Below are 20,572 nucleotides of genomic sequence, written 5' to 3'. Positions count from 1 at the left end.
GCAGATGAACATATGGTTGCTGTACTAGTATTGTGCGGCTGTAACCGAAGAGTCGAGCGAATTTCGGCTTAGCTGCCGGTTCATTTTATACACCTCAATCCCGGCCAAGAGCACAATGCCAATACCATGCGTATCGTTTAGAATCCAGCCGAGATCATCCCGGTAATAGAGGGCGGTAAAGGAATAACCGGAACCCCGGCATACACCGTACACATTGCCTTTATAATCAATGGACAGATGGGTTATGCCTTCCCATCCTCGGCGCACCGCTTCCAGATAGGCCTCTGGCTGCTCCAGCCAGCCTTCACGGATGCCGCGGGCAAAGGCGTAGATAAACATCGACGTGCAGGAGGTTTCCTCATACGAATCCGTGCGGTTCAGCACCTGATGCCAGAGTCCATTTTCACCTTGCAGCGCCAGATAGCCCTGACATAAATTCCGGTAGAAGCTCAGCAGTTCAGGCCGTTTGACGTGTCCACTCGGCAGAATCGATAATAGTTCGGTTAGCGAAAACAGAACCCATCCGTTTCCGCGCCCCCATGGAATGCCTGTCGCCCGTCCACGCACAAAATCATACACATGGGACATAATCTGCTGTTCGGGAATGTACAGATATTTACGGAACATGAGGAACTGATTGATCGCATCATCCCAGTAAGAGGCATCCCCCGTCAACTGACCGTATCGCATCAGAAAAGGTGTGCTCATATACAGATCATCACACCACATCGTTTCCTGGCGCATCTCGCCGCTGCCACGAACACGATAAAAGGCTCCGTCGCCTAGGCGTTCCTGCTCATCCGTGATGTAGCCCGCGATACGATCTGCGGTATCTCTCCCCCCACGAATGTCGCCAAATTCCATCGCTGCCAGCAAAGTAGAGCCAAACGAACCGCAATCATCCAGACTGTCGATCGCAGACAACTGATTATTGATTCCCGCGGCGCCGTACCCTTCCCGATCCCATAGAGCATAACGGTCAAACGACGTACTCAGGCCGACATGGTCCCGCACATACTGAATATAGTCGTCACGTCCCAACTCCTGTCCAATCTGAAGAAGCCCCAGCAGAGTCACACCGAGTGGATAATTCCATTTGCCATAATGGGTATTTTCCAAATAGGGACGAACACTCGTTTCGGGAAGATCTGCATGCCAATACACACCTTTGGCTCCATCATCAAACACGGTGTCTGTCACGGCGATGTCTGCAGGAGATGGCTCAGAGCCTGGAGCAAATACGCCCGTATAGAGCCATACATCTGGGCATCCCGCAACTGGATGAGGCGGTCTCAATCTCCAGCCTTTTGAACCGGAAGTCTCCGCTTCTTCCAGTGTAAATCCCCAGAATTCGCTGCCAGCCTCGGTCTCACCCTTCGCCACCAGATCAGATGGACCGTAGCGGCGGGGAAGCTCAATACGGAAATTTCCGCTTTTCTCAGCAGCATATATTTTCTTGCCATCAACGTATAGAGTGAGCGCACCCTCATGACTTCCTTGCAGAAGAACAGGTGACGATCCCGGTTGGATGACATCCAGTTTGGACCATGCGTATGCAACAGCCGGCTGCTCTGTACCAAAGATTCTGGCGAAAGCTCCAGCCTTCTGTTCCCCTTCTGTCCAGTTCCTCCGCGGATACCAGGAGAGGCCTGTTTCTGCTTCAGTCATACCATCACGAGGGAGTGATGATAAGGGTTCATCGACTGGTTCCGAGTACAACCAGCCCTCCTGACCATGGCGATCCACACCTGGTGTGAGGAAGTGCAGCGGGAAATTTTTGAATGAAGCCGTGCCATAGATTCCGCCGAATCCCACCTCTGTTTTCACAAAACAAAGCAGCACCTCGTTCCAGCCATATTTCACGGAAATCGGAATCTGGGTTCTGCGCTCGGGAAATAGCTCCTGCAGCAGCTCGGATTTGAAAATCTCTTCTCCGTTCACATAGACCGTTACCGGACTGTAGCAGTTCAAGCTCGTATTCAATGTAGTCTCCTGCTTACTCCATAACTTGCCCCATACGTACACGTACTGTCCTGCACGAGCCTCATTCCACTTGGCATCCAGATTCAGATCATAACGGTAATCTCCAAATCTGCGGAAGCCTCCCCGATGGTACGCTCGGAACAAAAAGGAGTGTTTCGGATGGTCACCAATGTAACGCTGCGCCACCGTGGTCAAAATATCCGGAATTGAATCATACACCCTGCCTGCAATCGCCTCGTTCTCATGAAAATAACGAATGATCGTCAGCTCCCTTCCTATACCTTGATGCGTTCGGTTAGTCGCAATGTCTCTCCGGCCTTCACCTCAACCACCTGCTGATCCGCCGTAAACCAAACGGAGATGGCCGATGGGTTATGGATGATGGATCGATCTGCTGAACATTCCAGACGCTTGACAGCTTTCCAGTAAGCAATCACTTCGATGTTCGTTGCGTACCAGATGTCGCCCCGGCCGCCAATCTGTTCAGCAAACTGCTCGATAATCTGCCAGTTGTCGTTATCATTGAATTCGTAGCTGTGACCCCATACATACAACAAGAGTGGCGTGCCTGTCTTCGTATGCTGGATAAAACGTTCGGCGTGGGTCATCAAATCATGGTTATGGTGGCAGGTTGGATGCCATTCGAGCGGCCGCTCAGGCAGCGTGTATCTACCGTGCGATTCAACCGTGCGGGCATAATCGATGCCAAGCCATTCGAGCTTGGTGCTGAGCGAGCGGTCATATCCCCCGTTCGGGTAGGCCATGCCTCGTACCGGATAACCGACAAGCTGTTCCAGCGCTCTCCGATCTTCCATAATCTCCTCGGTCAACAATTCATCCGGGACGTAGGGTAGTGTAGGATGAGTGACTGTATGTACAGCTACTTCATGCCCGGCGTACAATTCTGCAACTTCCGTCGTCTCGATCCGGCCAGACTTGCCCAGGGTGCCGGAATTCAGATTGAATGTGCCCCGCAGTCCATATTGATTGAAAATTTCCACCAGTCTACGATCATGCACCACGCCATCGTCATAACTGAGCGTTAACGCCTTCATCACGCCACCCGGGTAACGGTCAAACTGAATACGATGTCCCATCTTGTTCCTCCTCCTGCTTCTTAACTAATATTCGCTCAGATTGGCTTCTCTCGTTGTTGAATGACCCGCTTCCTGCAAACTGTGGCTATCCGAGTCAAAATACGTACCTTCCAGCAGTCCAATCAATGTGTTGGTAACGCGTACTTCAATATCGTTATCCCCTGCTCGCAGCCAGGATACTTCTCCCGACCAGCGATATGGAGACCAGCATCGAACGCCCAGAGTATGACCATTCATCCGTACCTCGACCACATCCTGCACTTGCCAGTCGCTGAATTCCAGTTCAAATGAAGTAACGCCTTCATCAACCTGATCCACCCAGAAGCTTCGCTTGTAACTCAACTCTCCTGCAAAGTGAGGATAAAGCGGCTGAGCCTCAGCTCCAATACGGATGGCGGTATCCGGCTCGCGAACGAGAGAGACCATGCCTTCATGATGGAACTCCACGCCAAACCGCCCTTGCAGATACAGCGGATCGACGATACCTTCTTCATCCCGCGTTACCTGTACGGTAACCGTCAGTTCATTCAGACCACTGTGTAGGAACTCTGTTATATTGCAGCCAATATTATGGTGATCGGTAATTTCAATCGTCTCAAATTGATCGGGTCCAATCTGTTGACCGTTGATTTCCATGGTCCAGTCACCCGAAATCGCCGCCCTGTCCATAAATAACAGACATTCTGCCAATGCCGTCCTCAGCTCAAAAGTAGTCGTGTACCGGCACTGGATTGGATAGGCAACGGATGCTTTCTTCGGTGTGCCAAATACCTGATCAAACTGGAGCGGAAGATGAAGGTTTTCCGACAATTCAGCCGCCTGGTCAATAAACGGTTTGACTGCTACATGATCACGCTCAAAAATTACACCGTTGTCATTTGAAGCCACAAGGCGGAATTTCCCCATTCGAAATGTGTTCGGTTGAATGCTTTCCAGCCGCCATGGTCCCTCCGAAGGAAGCTTTACGGTGTAAGAATCGTTCTCGGTAACAATGCGACCCGTGCCAGACTTCATTCGATTTGTGTTTAATACATGGGGGCTGCCGTCAGGCGCCTCTTCAACCTGTTGTAAAGTAAGCCTCACCGCATGTGCTTCATAGGGAGCAAGCTTTAGCGATATGCACCATTCACCACCACTGCTGGTAAACGGCAATGGTTCACGCTGTCCTGTTTCCAGATTGAGTCGTTCCGCGAGCAGACGTGTACCCGCCGAATGTTCCTCACCCATCCATAAGCGCCTGGCTACCATTTTCAATTGCCCTTCAAGCCGCTGTCCTTCCTGGTTGGACAAAAATACCATAAACTCTCCATCCGATAATTGACGGGTCTGCATAAGCAGCGACGCACTTTCTTCTTCCATGATCCAACAGATCGGTTCAGGCAGCACCTGATCCAGCAGCAGAGAGATCAGTTCCAGGGAGAAGTCATCTCCACGACCTGTTCCCGCGGGTAGAAAGTAGGCATTTCCCTGCCCCTGTTGCCACATCAATTCACTGCCGGTATGACATGATTCTTCACTGTTCCCCCAGTACTCCTCATGTGGCTGATGGCCTGCACCAAAGAATTGGGCGGCTTCATCCCCTACAGGGCTTCCGGGCTGGATAGCCATATGCGGCGGCATGCCTATGGAAATGACCGTTCCCCCCTGCTCGACGAACTGCTTCACCTGCTGCCAGGCAGCCGCCTCCAGGTTCAGCATCGGTGGAAGAATCAGCACTTCATAACGTGCAACGCCAATCTGAATCACGCCCTCGGCCAGCACAGCTTCGGCTAACAGCTCGGGGTCCAGATGATCGTAGTCACGTCTGTTCTCAAGCAGGTGCGAGGTGATCCGCATCCAATCGTTCGTGAGACGATCCAGCTTCGCCCGTTCTGCTTCGTCTTCTCCGCCATATTCGAATCCGTGCAGCGGATTGCCCATCAGGCTCCAGAACGTGGTCGTTGGATCAAGCACAGCAATTCGGATGTCCGCAGTCCCGGTGCTCATCAGATAGCTTAAACGTCCCGTGTAATCCCCGAGCTGCCGGAAGTGACGCCAATATGGGTTCTGTATGAACTGGGATGGGGGCGCATCATGTTTTGCCAGTCCGCCAATCGTATAGAAAAAGGCGTGGAAGTTATAAAAGTTGGTTCCCATAGCTGCCATCCGGTCAATCATCCATTTGGCATCCTGCAAGGTCATCGACCAGCCTACACTGTGAAAACATTCAATGAGATTGCGGCTTCGTCCCAGCTGTCTGGCAAGCGAGCTGACCATCTTCGGATTGTCGCGCATTTTTTTGCCATAGCGTTCCAGAATCCAGGATAAAGGACGCCCGATTTTCTCATGCGCCGAATCTCCCCCTGGCATGTGGCTGAACAACTGCGTGGTCATCCTCACCCCAGGCACTTCTGCCGCATACTGAATCCCCGCCTCTTCACACCAGTCATGCACCTGTTGATGATACGACTCCCTGAGAAGCAGGTGTAGGGACTGGTAGTAGTCATACCGAATCCGATGCGCGTCCGGAACATCACCATATAACAGCGCCGGTAGCGAATCGATTAGACTATATCCACAACGCTCACTGAAATAACGGGGAAGCTGTTGGGACCAGGGGATACGGCCCAGCGGTGCAATCTCATCCGAGAACATGCCTTTGATTACGCTTTCAAATTGATCTCCAACCGCTGACTTATAACGCTCATGTGTCAGTTCAATAAAACGACTCATCGCTTCCTTGTGGCAAGGATCAACAAAGTTGCCGTAATATTTGAAATCATCGATCCCTTTTTCCTGAAATATAATCAACTCCCAATCACCTGCCGGAACTTCCCACAACAAGCGGAACGCTGTTCGGTAGGTGAAGAACCGCTTACGGTTATAAGATGTGAGTCCGGTCTCCTGATACACCTGATCGGTCTGGATATTGCCGATGTTGCTGCGCAAATCGATGGATTCATGCCATAATCGCTTGCCCTGCGCATCCTTGGGTACTGCCTTTGCGACTAAAATTCTTCCCCATGGCAGCTCATGATCCACAGCTTCTCCGTCATGAACATGAATCTGATGATGTTCAAGCTGGCGCTGCTTCGCTTCAGGAAAATCAAGGGTTACTTCACCACCGGCCATCCCGCTTGGATAGGGATACTCGTCATATAACCAGACCTGCATGCCACTCGCAGCCGCCGTTTCCACTGCAATCCGCACCTTGTCAAACCATGCTTCGGAAAGATAGGGAATTTCCAGTCCCTGACGTGGACAGATGAAAAAACCACCTACGCCTTGAGCAGACATTTCGGCTATTTGCCGTTTGATTTGCCCTTCTTCCATATCCCCATTCCAAAACCAAAAAGGGTGAATCCGGTACTGAGCCTCAGGATTTTTAAATGCATCCCCGTTCCACATGTCGCTTCCTCCCTGTATGTGCAAGAGTGGTCGTCCATCTACCGATAACGTTCATTTAAGTTCAAACAGGTTTGTTTTGCATTGATTATACATCAAAATCCAAAGACTGGAAGGTGCAATTTGCAAAAAAGAGACAAGATGGTTTTAATTGGCTTAACGATAAATAAACGGAAATACCCGACTGCCCCCTTTACACTGAAAGTACGGCTGCCGGGCTCTGGGTTATACGACTACTTCAATGCAGCGTACAGTTCATTAACTTCTTTGACATAATCGTCTCCGCCGTTGTTCTTCCACAGAGCAACAGCATCTTCGAATCCTTTCTCATCAATCTGGCCTACGATATATTTGATCCGTGCATCGTTAATGATATTGTCCAGCTGTGGTCCTTTCTGGGCGTAAACATCAGAGATCAGCGGTTCACCAGGATTGGCAATGACAATCTCTTCGTTGGCTTTCTGCACCTGTGCAACCTTTTCACGGACAGGTGTCTGTTGGACACGAAGCGTTCTGTCTTCCGGCACAAACATCAAAATCTGATTTAAACCCTGCAGGTCGCGCAGCGTCAGCTTGTCAGTGCTTGGTATGATGTAGTCTTCTTTTTTCTCGTATTGCTTGCCTTCCAGTCCGTTGTACAACAATGCCTGCAATTCCGGTTCATTCAGCTGATCCAGAAAGCTCAGTACCTTCTTCAGGTCTTCTTCCGTTTTGACACTGCTTTTGGAGATCGCAATCAGGCCAGAGTAGCCGGACGTTGGCATATCACGCAATCCCTTTGGACCTTCCATCGCTTGCAGCACATCCACGCGTCCTGTCGCATTGGGGTCTTTATCCAGTATTTTCTGATCCATGCGCTGCGCATTATCTGCTACATCCACCATGACACCGGCTTGCCCATTCACAAATGGATCAGGCAGTTTCGTTGCATCCATCACGGCAAAGTCCTTGTTGACCAGACCTTCGCTATAAATTTGACGGAAAAATTTCAGAGCTTCCATGTATTCTGGTGTCTCATGTGCCGGGATCAGACCTCCGCTGCCATCATCCCCCCATTTGTTGGGTGCACCGAACCATACCTGCATGTTATCCCATGGACCCGTGAACTTGCTGGCAACCAGACCATACGTATCATCCTTGCCGTTACCGTCTGGATCATCCTTCGTGAACGCTTTCAATACATTGTAAAACTCGTCAATGGTTTTTGGCTCTTCCAGACCGAGCTTCTCCAGCCAATCCTTGCGGATCGTGACACCGTTACGTCCCAGAGCACGTGCGCGGTAGATGCCATAGGTTTTGCCATCAATGGAAGCATTGTTGGTAATAATTTCATTCATCTTGCTCAGGTTCGGATAGTCTTTCAAATAAGGTCCAAGCTCCCAGAAAGCTCCGGTACGAGCCGCATTAATGAAACTTGGGGACTTGCCAAGCACAACCATAACATCGGGCAGCTTGCCTGAGGCCAGCGTGATATTGAATTTGTCTTCATAGGAGCTGCTCGGTACCCATTGCAGATTCACATCCATCTTGGTAATTTCCTCAAGCTTCTGAATTACAGGGCTGTTATCCGGCGGATTCTCCGCTTCAAAGTTCGGAAGCATAATCGTGATCTGATCTGTACCTTCCGCAGCTGCTCCTGAATCTGCTTTGTCCGTGGAGCAAGCCCCCAGAATCGTGCTCAGTAACAATGTTGCAGAAAGTACAAGTGCTGTTTTTTTGATTCCCGTTTTTTGTCCCATACGTTCTCCCCCTTGGCTTTAGCCTTTGATTGAGCCTAACATGACACCTTTGGCAAAATGCTTTTGCAAAAACGGATACACCAGCAAAATCGGAATGGTACCTACAACGATGACTGCCATTTTAATGGACTGCTCCGGTGGCTGCACAAAATTGGGATCCATGTTCGCCATGTCTCCGACACTGGCCTGCGAGAGCAGAACGATCTGCCTCAGCATGACTTGCAATGGCCATTTGTCACTGTCGGAAATGTACAAGAGTGCGGAGAAAAAGTTATTCCAGTGCCCTACGGCGTAAAATAACGCGAATGTGGCAATCACCGGTTTGGATAATGGCAGAACAATTCGCCACAGCACCCCAAGATCCGAACAGCCGTCGATGCGGGCTGCCTCCTCCAGCCCGGGCGGCATTTGTTGAAAAAAGTTTTTGACCACAATTAAGTTAAAAGCGCTGATTGCGCCAGGAAGCATAAGGGCCCAGTAGGAATCCAGAAGTCCAAGTCCACGAATGACGAGATAAGTCGGGATCATCCCGCCGCCGAACAGCATGGAGAAAATCACCATGTTCATCATGACATTCCGGCCCCAGAAATCACTTCGGGATAACGGATAAGCCATCGTCAGCGTGAAGAACAGATTGACCAGTGTCCCCGCTACCGTTACAAAAACGGAAACACCGATGCTGCGAAAGATCGTAGACGAGGAAAAAATATACTCATACGCACTGAACGAAAACACCTTTGGAATAAGGAAGAAACTGCGTTCGGTAATCTCGGCTTCGGTCGCGAATGAATTTCCTATAATATACAGGAAAGGAAGGACCGTTAATATGCCCAGAATCCCCAGCATGACGTAATTGAACATATCAAATACTCTGCCGGCAGGGCTGTTGTATAGACGGCTGTTCATGGGCGTTTTCCTCCTTTTGAATGGGTGGCGAACAGGCTTAATAGATTCCGGGATGCCCGAATTGCTTGGCCAGTTTGTTGCTGCCCAACACCAGAATAATTCCGACCACAGACTTGAATAACCCAACCGCCGTACTGTAACTGAATGCACCTTGCGTAATCCCGACGGTGTATACATACGTATCAAATACGTCTGCTACATCACGGTTCAGCGAGTTAGTCATCAGATAGATCTGTTCGAATCCCGTATCCAGAAAGTTTCCGAGCCGGAGAATGAGCAAAATGACAATGGTCGTGCGAATCGCTGGAAGCGTGATATGCCACATCCGCCTTAATCGTCCTGCACCATCCACAATCGATGCTTCGTACTGCTCTGTGTCCACACCTGCCAGGGCAGCCAGGAAGATGATCGTTCCCCAGCCCATCTCCTTCCACATCATCTGAATAATAATGAGCGGACGGAATGAACCCGGACTTGCCAACACATCGATCGGCTTGCCTGTAATCCAGGAGATCAGGTCATACAACACTCCGCCTTGCGGAGTCAGGAATACGTAAGTGATACTTGCGATAATGACCATGGATACAAAATGAGGTACATAGACCAGCGTTTGTATCGTTCTTTTGAAGAAAGCGACCCGGATTTCATTGAGTAACAAAGCGATAATAATCGGTGCCGGGAAAAAGAATATAAGATCATATAGGGCAAGGACGAGCGTATTCCTCAGCAATCGGAAGAAGTCCGGGTTCGAGAAGAAGTTCGTAAAGTTCTCCATGCCCACCCATTGACTGTCACGAATGCCGAGAAAAGGCTGATAGTCCTGAAAGGCAATAACAATCCCCCACATGGGCAAGTATTTAAAAATGACAAAGTACAAAAAACCGGGAAGTACAAGCACATACAGCCATTTATTGCGTTTGATCTGCCTCTTCCAGTTGGACTCCCGTTTCATCGGCATTGCGGCCATTTCCACCTGAGCTGCTGTGGCGCCATTTCCATTCCAGTCCGTCTTCCCGTTCATAATGTCTCCCCTCCTCATCCATGTAAGCGTTATCAATTTGCCTGTTATTCAGACTATACAGCCACCCTTTTTCCGGCAACCTTCATTTTTTGCCTGGTTGCGCAATGTTGCTCGAAATCCCGCTATAACGCCATTCCTGGTTCATCTTCGGGAGATTTGGACAGCATCAGTTGCACATTTTTGCAGCCTTATCCTTCTTTGCTTTTGCCAAGGGAACATAAAAAGCCGGAGTCCCATGAAGCGGGATTCCGGTCGATACAGTCTTATGATCCAAATTATTTACCCTGCCATTGATCCCGGTACTGGCTCGGCGTTAAACCTTCCTGTTTCTTGAAAATCCGATTAAAATAACTGTGCTGGTATCCAACAGCGCCTGCAATATCATTGATTTTCATCGTGGTCTCACGCAGCAATTGCTTCGCCGCATCCATTCGTACCCGTGTTAAATAATCAATGAAATTCATGCCGGATACTTGCTTGAATGCCTTACTTAATGCATAAGGGGTCATCTGCTCCGCATCTGCACAGCTTTCCAGGGAAAGTTCGTTTCTATAATTCTCATCAATAAGTAACATCGTACGTTCCACTACCTGCTTCAGCGGCTCATGGGATCGCATCTCGATCTCGTGAACATATGGCAGCAATACTTCTCCGATCATCCATTTCATCATTTGTGCAGGTTCGCGAATCGTGGACAAGCGCTCATACATGTTGCAGCCGCCAAACAGCTTGTAAGGTGTTACCCCGGTCTGCAGCATCATATGCTGAATACTTCCCAGCAATTGAAGCATCATCTGCTGCACCTGAAATTCGGAACTGCCCGCTCGGATAACCTCGGTCATAAATTGTTCGAGAACGCGCTCAGCCTCATCCTTCTTCCCAAGCCTGATCGCCTGGAGGATCTCTCGTTCCAGCCCCAGTGGATACGAGGCTTCTTCCGTTCTGCGGAAACATTGCTCATCCTCCAGATCGAGAATCTGGCTCCCGTCTTCCACGCTCCGATAAGCAACCGCCTGCTCCATCTCCACAAATATGCCCGGCAATTCCTGCGGAGAAGCGGCCGGTCGACTTATCATCACCGTCACGTTCATTTTTAGCGTCTGACCCATGACCTCCACCAGCTCCTGTCCCCATAACAATGCTTGTGACTTCACCGGCTCGTCCTCGGGAGCAATCACGAGCATGGCTGAAGACAGGTCGTGAAAGTTCATTACACTAATTTGGCTGAAATAATTCTTGGCAACTTCTTCAATGATATTCACTGCCGCAAAGGTAACCAGCCCCGTATCCTGGCTCCCGAATCTCCCCTGCAACTGGGCATAGCCCGTAAAATACATCTGAAGCAGCAAAAACTGCCGTCCTTCCACCTCAAAGCCTAGATTTCTCATCCGCTGCCGGAGATCCTGCTCGTTATAGGCGTACAGATGCCCCTGCACCAACTGTAATACAAAACTGTCCCGCAAATGGGGCAGCTGTTCCTGCAATTGCCGACGGGCGGTTAGACTCTGCGAAGTCAACTCGTTCCACTGCTGTTCCAGCAGCTGGAATTCATCCAGCCTGGTGTCTGTTGTCGCGTCATTCCTGCCCGGCATCAACAGATGTAACATCCTTGCTACGGGGGAATATATTCTCCGTGAAGCAAACCAGGATAACACCAACCCCAGCATAAGACTGCCTGTGCTCGCAATAACGATGATTTTGGATACGAGTTTCACCGGCGAGGTCACCGATGTCAGCGGAGCTGCGGACACATATGTCCAGTCTGAATCGATCCGACTCAGTGATCCATAGGATACGGAATAGGTCTCATCCTCATATTTGAACAGGAATGAGTGGCTGTCTGGATGCAGGGCAACTTCTTCTTTAAGCTGCTGCTCAAATGCAAGGTCTGCCTTTCCCGCTACAGGATTACCACTAACCAGTGTATTGCCCTCAGGGTCCATGAGAAACGTTAAACCTTCATCATAGGGAGTAAGCGTTTTCAATAAACTGGCTACCTTCTCATTATCCAGTGTGATAATGAGTGCACCAAACGGATGGATGCTTTCACCCGGAATCTTATGTACAAGAACCAGTGCATTCCCCGGATCGGTATGCAATAAGCTGTTCTGCGCTGGGAGTGACTTGTCGCTGCTCTGGCTCGCTAGCCAGTCCGTCCAATACACATGGTTGCCCATCGTCAGATAGCGATCATAGGCCTGTATTTTCGGTACATCCTTCAACTCGTTATAATCCCTGTTAAACAAAATCGGTTTCGGCTCCTGTAAATATAGCTGCGCGGATTGGATGAGCGGATGGGAGCCTTGCAGCACGTAAAGTGTGGTAACGATCTCTTGTGTTTCGTTGAAATAATACACAAAATCCAGTGTTCGCAGTGCATTGCCAAATCGGGGTTCAAAAGCCCAATGAGATAAGGTCATTTCCAGATAAGCGAGTTGATCGTCCACATTGCGTGCCCGGTTCTCAATCTGGCTTTGGTGCATTTGATTAAATTCATTTTCCATCCGTCCAACAACTAACTGGTACATTACAATGCCTGTAATCAGTCCGGGTATACTGGCAATGAGCAAAATAAGTATCAGACTGTTTCGGTAAAAACGCCCTTTATGTCGTCCAGTGGTTAACCCTGTCCAACGCGTGAGTCTGCCGGAGGGCCTTACCTTTCTAGCTGGTTCCATCAGCACTCACCTGCCTGGTTGCGTATGGTCTGACTGTCATGGGAACTCCCTCAACTCCCCTGCTGAATGGTTTACATGAGAATATATGGATGATATCCGTTTCTTGTATTATACGCATAATTTCCAGGGGAATGAAACGGTACGCAGCCGATCATTTTTTAACCAATGTTTTATTAAGATGGCAAAATGGATTACAATAGGGTAAAGCAGAACATCAAGGAGGCCTTTTAATGAAGGAACAAGCTTATTTCCAAGAAAATAGAGAGAAACACCTGGCAGAACTGAATGAATGGTTATCCATCCCAAGTATTTCAGCCATTTCAACACATAAAGAGGACATTAACCGTGCGGCTCAATGGGCTGCGGATGCACTCACCCGTGCGGGTATGGAAAATGTAGAGATTATTCCAACGGCTGGACATCCGATTGTCTATGCAGATCACTTGCATGCACCCGGCAAACCAACGGCACTGATCTATGGACACTATGATGTGCAGCCTGTCGATCCGCTTCACCTGTGGGATAGCCCTCCATTCGAACCTACCGTTCGGGACGGCAAACTGTTTGCGCGTGGTGCTACGGATGACAAAGGACAAATCTTCTTACATATCAAGGCGGTTGAAGCTCTGCTTGCCGAAAATAAGGAACTTCCCGTTAATGTGAAATTCTGCATCGAAGGCGAAGAGGAAATTTCCAGCCCGAACTTGCCGATCTATCTGAACGATAATACAGACAAGCTGCGTGCAGACATGATACTGATCTCCGATACTTCCCTTTTGGAAAAAGGAAAACCGGCGATCTCCACGGGTCTGCGTGGCCTTTGCTCGCTCGAAGTGGATCTGAATACAGCCAATACGGACCTGCACTCCGGTTCATTTGGAGGCGGTGTGCCGAACGCGCTTCACGCACTTGTATCTCTGCTCGCTTCCCTGCATGATGAGCAAGGTCGTGTGAGCGTTGACGGTTTCTATGATGGGGTTCTGCCGCTCTCTCCTGAGATGAGAGAAGAGTTCGTGAAGCAGGGCTTCAATGAAGAGCAGCTTCGTCAAGACCTCGGACTGGAGCAATTGTACGGGGAAGAAGGCTACTCGTTCGTTGAACGTATTGGCGCTCGTCCTACCCTGGAACTGAATGGCGTATGGGGCGGTTTCCAAGGTGAGGGTACCAAAACGGTAATTCCAAAGGAAGCTCATGCCAAAATTACATGCCGCCTCGTTGCAGACCAAGATCCACAGCATGTGTTGGACCGTATCGAAGCACATCTGCGTGCTCACGTTCAGCCAGGTGCAACGCTGCAGGTGAAGCAGATTGAGAAAGCCTTTGCGTTCAATACCGATCCATCCGATCCAATTCTGCAAAAAGCGGCTGATGCGTATGAGCAAGTGTACGGCGTTCGTGCCCTGTTTACGAAAGACGGCGGCTCCATTCCGATTGTGGAGAAACTTTCACGCGTACTTGGTATTCCGGCTGTCATGATGGGCTTCGGTCTGCCAGATGAGAATCTGCATGCACCGAATGAACATTTCAACCTGGAGAATTTTGATAAAGGATTGCTGACGATTGTTCAGTTTATCAAGAGTTTGTAAAGTATAGTTCATGTGAAAATAAGTGCGGGGAAGCGTGCTGAGTGGCCGTTCCGGTGCCGAATCGTTCTTTCGATCGCTGTTATCGTCGGATTTTTTGGATTCCCCTTCTCAAAGGGTCAAATCCGACGATAGCATATGCTTCCGAAGTAGCTTTCTTGCAGAAAGCTTTTAGGCGAGCGCTTCGCTTCTACAGAATCGATTTCGTCTCCTTAACTACTTTGCAGCTTTTCCATGAACTTATTTTAAGACTGAGTCTAATAGCTCAGAAAAATTTCCAACCTATAATTTCATAGGGACAACGCGTGTAGCATTGGAAGGTTTCTAGCTCTTGGCAAAGATTAGCTCCGGTTTGAAGCGTCGAATAGTTCGGGCAGCGTGTTGATCTGTAGCACAAATTTTCACTTTATGTCCTAATCTCCAAATTCTTTGGGCACCACACGGGATGTTTCTTTTCTCCAAAATAAGATGCGATGCTTAATCTTTTTTATCTCTTAACCATGAGCACAGTTTTATTTAGATGCTAACGCATTATTGATCTATAGCAGTTGCTTGGGCTTCAAACCACTCAATCACTGTTTTCAGTAAACGCAAGATTCCAACTTTCCCCGCAAAAAAAGATAGACGGTATCCTGATTATTAAAATCAAGGAAGGCCGTCTATCTTTTATGCTTGTTTGCTTCGTTAAAAAGCACGCTCATGTTCGAAATGTTGTAAAATCCAGCATACGCATAAGCTTCATCAGGTGAGTAATTTCTCGCTGAACCTCTATGGTGCTTGTGCCTTTCATGGCTTGATTGGCCTTGAGCGTTCTTCGGGTATTGAGTATGCCATCGATCAGTTTCATCACCGTGTTACGTCCACGATGATCCACGATCATATACTTTTTGCGTGCATCCAGCTCGATCCATACAATGTTGTTGAAGAATGTGAACAGGCGTTTGCGGTACTGCTCCATATCGCTCTCATTGTAATGCTCGCCATAAAATGCATAATATCCGTGCACATGCAGCTTCTCCGCCAGCTCCGTGATAAACGGATCGTTTTCGAGCCTAGCGTTACGTTCCATGAATCCACGCCTTTCGTTCTGCGTAATCTATAGAATCCGTCTAATTCGAGATCTATGCCACGCATTATAATAAACCAATCATTGATCAAAAAAGGCTCCTTTACCGAATGAGTGATTTATACCACCAAGAAACCCATTCAGAGGCGGCCTTTAACTAGTCTAATGTATTTCAGATAAAGGTTCAATCCGCTACTGATCTTCGATAAGCTTCAGCTTACATTATGGTACCCTAACTAATTCCATAATTCATCTAGTTCTTCCGCCGAAACTGTATTAGTAAAACTACTGAACTGTCTCAACCTTTGATCTGGATTCGCGATGACAGATTCCAAAATACGTATATATTTGTCTGAGAACATGTGAATGGTTTCTTTATCAAACAAATCGGTATTATATTCTAATGCTATGATCATGTTGTTGGATTGTTCGATTACATTAATGCTCAGGTCAAATTTGGAAGTACCCGCATCAAGATGCTCAGGTGTAGATACCATATGAGGAAGATTGAATATTATCTCCTTACTTGTTTCAAACATGATCTGGAAAAAAGGAGAAAAGGCCGGATTTCTTTCTTCTAGCAGCAATTCAGTTAATTGCTCAAAAGAAACATCAGAATGATCATAAACCTCTAAAGTTCTTCGTTGGATACTTCTAAGCAATTGCTCAAAGGTTGGATTGGAGAAAAGCTCCATTTTTATTACAACTGTATTCACAAAGAAACCAACGATCCCCTCGACTTCTTTGTCCGTACGATTGGCTATTGGAGTACCGATGCAAATCTCTTCTTGCTCTGTAATTGTGTACATCAACACACCAAAAGCGGATAAAGTAGTTGTAAACAAGCTGACTCCTTGGGCTCGGCTATAATAAATTAAATCCGTATAAAGTTGGTTTGGAACTGAAATATAATGTGTAGATCCATGAGTTGATAACTTCCTAGGTCGCACACGATCTGTAGGTAATGTGACATTAGCGTTGCTGTCCTTTAGTGTACTTTGCCAGTATATCAGCTGTTCACTAATATATTGATCATTTAACTTATGTTGCTCTAACTTTATGAAATCTTCATATTGAAGAGGTTCTTGATAACTATCATGTTGTTCACCATTGAACTGTTTGCCATAATAATATTCAATCTCATTAAAGATGATATTGAGAGACCAAGCATCAATAACAATATGGTGAAAATTTAACATGAACAGAAATTCAGAATCTTGGGTTTGTACCATGTAGGCCCGAACCAAAGGACCCTCCTTCAAGTCAAATGGAATTTTAGCCTCATTCCTCAAATAATCTAGACCGCGTTGCCTACTATTTGTTGTTTTACGCAGATCCATGACAACTACGGGTAACTCCATTTCTTCTTGCACAGTTTGTACAGGTTCTCCACAAACTTCTTTATATATTGTACGTAAAATTTCATGACGATTCACAATCTTCTGCAAACTTCTCTTCATAACGTCCATCTGAAAATTGCCTTCTATCCGAACTACTTTGGGAACATTGTACAATGCAGTCTTGCCTTCCAATTGATCCAGAAACCATAGTCTTTGTTGAGATGAGGATAGTCTTCCGTTCGTTTGAATCTCTGTACGTTGCACTTGAACTTCAAGGGTACTGGTTGCATCGGCACTCACAACCTTCTTCGTTAAATCAAATATTGTCGCATATTCGAATATAAAGGATAGTGGAATATTCTTTCCCCATTCCTTCCTAATTCGTGATATGACTTGCGTAGCTAACAGAGAATGTCCTCCAAGCACAAAGAAATTGTCATAGAGTCCTATTTCAGAAAGTTGCAATTTAAGAATATCTGCCCAAATAAGCCTGATTTTTTGTTCGTCTTCTGTTAGTTTATCTACCTGCCTCTGTAGCTTAAGTTCTTTAATACCTGGAGCCTTCACCAGAGCATATGTGTCCACTTTCCCATTTACAGTAAGAGGAATAGAATCCAGAATATAAAATTTAGTGGGAACCATATAATTAGGTAGATGCAGCAATCCATAGTCCCTTAATTCAACTAATTGTAATAGTTCTGGATGAGGAGATACGGTGTACGCAACTAATTCATATGTTTGATGGTTCTCTTGTATCTGTATATAAATAGAACGGATATTATAATGCTTTTTATAGGCAGATACGATCTCCGGTATTTCGATGCGATAACCGCGAATTTTCACTTGTTCATCTTGACGACCCAAATACTCTACCGAATGATCAGGCAATTGCCTAATCCAATCTCCAGTACGATACAGTCGCTTGCTTTCATGCAGATGTTGGTAGGTCACATAGTTCTGAGCTGTCAGCTCTTCCTGATTTTTATATCCTCGAGAAATAGAAGAACCGCTCACATATAATTCCCCTCTAACTCCTCTAGGTACAGGTTGACGTGCCTCATCCAATATATAGAACTCGGTGTTAGCTATGGGATAGCCTAAAGGGACCGTAGAAGAAAATCTAGGCATATTTTGTTTCAGTGTGTGTGTAGCTACCCCAATCGTTGTTTCTGTTGGACCATAATGATTAATTACTTCGCAATCCGGATGTAAGCTCCATATCATATCCACTTGCTCCCATAATAACGCTTCTCCTCCCAAAATTATACGGCGCTTAGGTAGAACATCTTTTGGTTCAGAGGCAGACAGGAGAAGATTCAAGTGCGAAGGAACGATTTTTAAACAATCCACTGGGTTACTACGAAAATATGCTGATAATTGTTCAGGATCCGAAACTCTTTCTTTGCTTATGACATGTAACACACCGCCACTAATCAAAGAATGAAATATCATAGTATTACCTAAATCAGCAGCAAGAGTAGAAACTGTCGCGTAACTAGAACCCGATTCTAAACTAACAACTTTTTGCGTACCAGATAAATAATTCATCAGATTTCTATGTTCTACCATAACTCCCTTGGGATAACCCGTTGAACCTGAAGTATATATCAAATATACCAAATCAGACGCCTTAATCTGACGAACTGAATTAGTTGTAGGCTTGCTATCCAATTCGGAACAGATCAACTCGTTCTCCATGTCTATCCTGCGTATGGCATCTTCTAATGAGAAGAAATCTTCCAATACCCCACTGGTAAGTACAACCTTTACACCCGAGTCTTGTAGTTGATAATGTAATCTTTGTTTAGGAATCGCGGGATCCAAGGGTAAATAAGCCATACCTGCCTTTAATATCCCGAGTAGAGCAATAATCATATCGATAGATCTTTCCATGCAAATACCTACAATGTCTACATCTTTATCTGTCTGTTGCTCCACTAAAAAGTGTGCAACTTGATTTGCACGTTGATTCAATCGTCCATACGTTATGGTTTCCGATTCCCATGTTACTGCTATATGATGAGGAGTTGTACGAACCTGCCTTTCAAATAAATCTATAACATTCGCTCCTGCAAAGTGTACTCCTTCGGATTCAGGTTGAATGGCTATCGTTTTCAATTCATTATGACTAAGAAGTTGTAACTGGCTAATGTTAATTCCAGGGTTTTCAACAGCATTCATCATTAATTTTTGAAAATGTGTGCTGAATTGCTCAATCCATGCTTCGCTAAATAAGTCTGTACGATAATTGACCTGTCCATATAAACATTCATTACTGACCTTCATGTTTAAACCAATATCAAATTTAGACGTACTTATCCCGACTGCTTTTTCTTGTATATCTATCCCTTCGATTGATAGCCTGATTTCCGGAGCGACTTGAAACATAACTTGAATTAAAGAATGATCGCCCCTCGAATGATCTTGTTTCAACACTTCCACTAACTTATCAAATGGGACTTGATGTTCAAAAGCTTCCAGCACCGTTTGACGTACATGTTGTAAAAGTTGATTAAATGTTAGGTCTCCGGCTACATCTGCGGATATGATAACAGTGTTCACAAAAAAACCGATAACATTTTCGGTTTCGATTTGGTTTCGGTTACTGACAGGTGAACCAACAAGAAACCTAGATTGACCGGAGTATTTATAACACAGAATTTGAAATACAGTGAGTAAAACCATGTACAATGTGCTATTATTCGCCTCACCAAGGCTCAGGAGCCTTTCTGTTATGTTTTTAGGTATAACAAATGTAAGAACATCACCCTTATGTGATGTTTTTTTTACAAGCTTACGATCGGAAGGTAACGCAAGAACAGGCAAATCACCCTTCAACTTCTCCTTCCAATGCTCCAAATGTAGATTAATTTGATTTAATTGAGTGGGAGACTGCTCCCAAAGTGCATAATCGCCATATTGAATAGAGAGTGGAGCAAGTGTACGCTCTCTATTTAAGATTTTATTTTCATACAACATGGAGAACTCTTTCATAAACAACTCAACAGACCAATCATCACTAATAATATGATGGAATACAATGCCCATTATATATTTCTGCCTTTCTAAACGAATGAGCGCAACATGAAACAATGGAGGTCGATCCAATATGAATTCCTTACGAATTAGCTCTTGGGAAAGCTTATCGGATTGCACAACTTTTTGCTGCTCTGATTGTTGAGTCAAATCATGGCATGTATAAGAAACGTTAGCTTCCATAACTTGAACCTTGGAGACTCCGCCAACCGAAGTAAAAGCAGAGCGGAGTACTTCATGTCTCTTAACAATTTCAAGCATACATTCTTCTACAATGTCTTGATTCAACTCACCCGTTAGCTCCATAAAAAAAGGCACATTATACAGAGCCTTCTCCACTATCAATTGATTCAAAAAAAACACTCTATCTTGTGCAAACGATAACTTTGTTCTTGCATGCTTCGAAGTCGCCATAAGTTCAGACTCCACAAATGGATCTTCACCTATGGTATGAATGAACTGAGCAAGCCCCTCAATGGTGGGCGAATTAAAGATTATACCTAAGGATAAATTACCTTTGATGATTCTATTGATACGAACCATCATTTTGGTCGCCGCTAGAGAGTGACCCCCTAATTCAAAAAAATTATCATGCACACCGACTGACTTAAGATTAAGAATTTCTTCCCAGATCTCTGCCAGCATTTGTTCAATAGTATTCCGCGGTAACACTTTATTGTCTGAATGTTCAATCTTAATTTCTTGTACCATTAACAATTTCCGATCTATTTTCCCATTC

The 20,572-nt window shown here is 46.4% G+C and carries 10 protein-coding genes; 1 reads left to right on the top strand and 9 read right to left on the bottom strand.

Going from position 1 to position 20,572, the window contains the following annotated elements:
- Positions 1–24: 24 nt before the first annotated feature.
- The 7 genes from PPA03S_RS26890 to PPA03S_RS26860 all read right to left on the bottom strand — a co-directional run bounded on the left by PPA03S_RS26890 (position 25) and on the right by PPA03S_RS26860 (position 12,808).
- Positions 25–2,202 (bottom strand): glycoside hydrolase family 88/105 protein, encoded by a 2,178-nt coding sequence (locus tag PPA03S_RS26890; protein ID WP_245683742.1) that lies wholly within the window; start codon positions 2,200–2,202, stop codon positions 25–27.
- A 56-nt stretch (positions 2,203–2,258) separates the two neighbouring features.
- Complete coding sequence (locus PPA03S_RS26885; RefSeq protein WP_062327945.1) at positions 2,259–3,080, bottom strand: polysaccharide deacetylase family protein; 822 nt, start codon at positions 3,078–3,080, stop codon at positions 2,259–2,261.
- A 24-nt stretch (positions 3,081–3,104) separates the two neighbouring features.
- Positions 3,105–6,467 (bottom strand): glycosyl hydrolase, encoded by a 3,363-nt coding sequence (locus tag PPA03S_RS26880; protein WP_062327942.1) that lies wholly within the window; start codon positions 6,465–6,467, stop codon positions 3,105–3,107.
- A 230-nt stretch (positions 6,468–6,697) separates the two neighbouring features.
- Positions 6,698–8,203, bottom strand: a complete 1,506-nt coding sequence (locus tag PPA03S_RS26875) for an extracellular solute-binding protein (protein WP_062327939.1) — start codon at positions 8,201–8,203, stop codon at positions 6,698–6,700.
- 18 nt (positions 8,204–8,221) lie between these two features.
- On the bottom strand, positions 8,222–9,109 hold the full coding sequence (locus PPA03S_RS26870; RefSeq protein WP_062327936.1) for a carbohydrate ABC transporter permease: 888 nt from the start codon (positions 9,107–9,109) through the stop codon (positions 8,222–8,224).
- A 37-nt stretch (positions 9,110–9,146) separates the two neighbouring features.
- Positions 9,147–10,076 carry an ABC transporter permease gene (locus PPA03S_RS26865; RefSeq protein WP_062328126.1) on the bottom strand — a complete coding sequence of 310 codons (930 nt, stop codon included), beginning with the start codon at positions 10,074–10,076 and terminating at the stop codon, positions 9,147–9,149.
- A 329-nt stretch (positions 10,077–10,405) separates the two neighbouring features.
- A complete protein-coding gene (locus tag PPA03S_RS26860) occupies positions 10,406–12,808 on the bottom strand; it encodes an AraC family transcriptional regulator (RefSeq protein WP_062327933.1) in 2,403 nt (800 codons plus the stop codon).
- A 230-nt stretch (positions 12,809–13,038) separates the two neighbouring features.
- Between PPA03S_RS26860 and PPA03S_RS26855 the strand changes: the two genes are divergently transcribed.
- Positions 13,039–14,394 (top strand): dipeptidase, encoded by a 1,356-nt coding sequence (locus PPA03S_RS26855; protein ID WP_062327929.1) that lies wholly within the window; start codon positions 13,039–13,041, stop codon positions 14,392–14,394.
- Between the two features lie 694 nt (positions 14,395–15,088).
- On the opposite strand, the gene PPA03S_RS26850 is transcribed toward PPA03S_RS26855, so the two are convergent.
- Complete coding sequence (locus PPA03S_RS26850; RefSeq protein ID WP_062327926.1) at positions 15,089–15,460, bottom strand: hypothetical protein; 372 nt, start codon at positions 15,458–15,460, stop codon at positions 15,089–15,091.
- 233 nt (positions 15,461–15,693) lie between these two features.
- Positions 15,694–20,544, bottom strand: coding sequence for a non-ribosomal peptide synthetase (locus tag PPA03S_RS26845; protein ID WP_157284383.1), 4,851 nt, complete (start codon positions 20,542–20,544; stop codon positions 15,694–15,696).
- Between the last annotated feature and the right edge of the window lie 28 nt (positions 20,545–20,572).

Origin of the sequence: Paenibacillus pabuli NBRC 13638 (assembly GCF_001514495.1) — a bacterium.
In the GTDB taxonomy this organism is placed as follows: domain Bacteria; phylum Bacillota; class Bacilli; order Paenibacillales; family Paenibacillaceae; genus Paenibacillus; species Paenibacillus pabuli.
The sequence above is the reverse complement of the archived record's forward strand: the minus strand, read 5'-3'. Positions and strand labels throughout refer to the sequence as shown.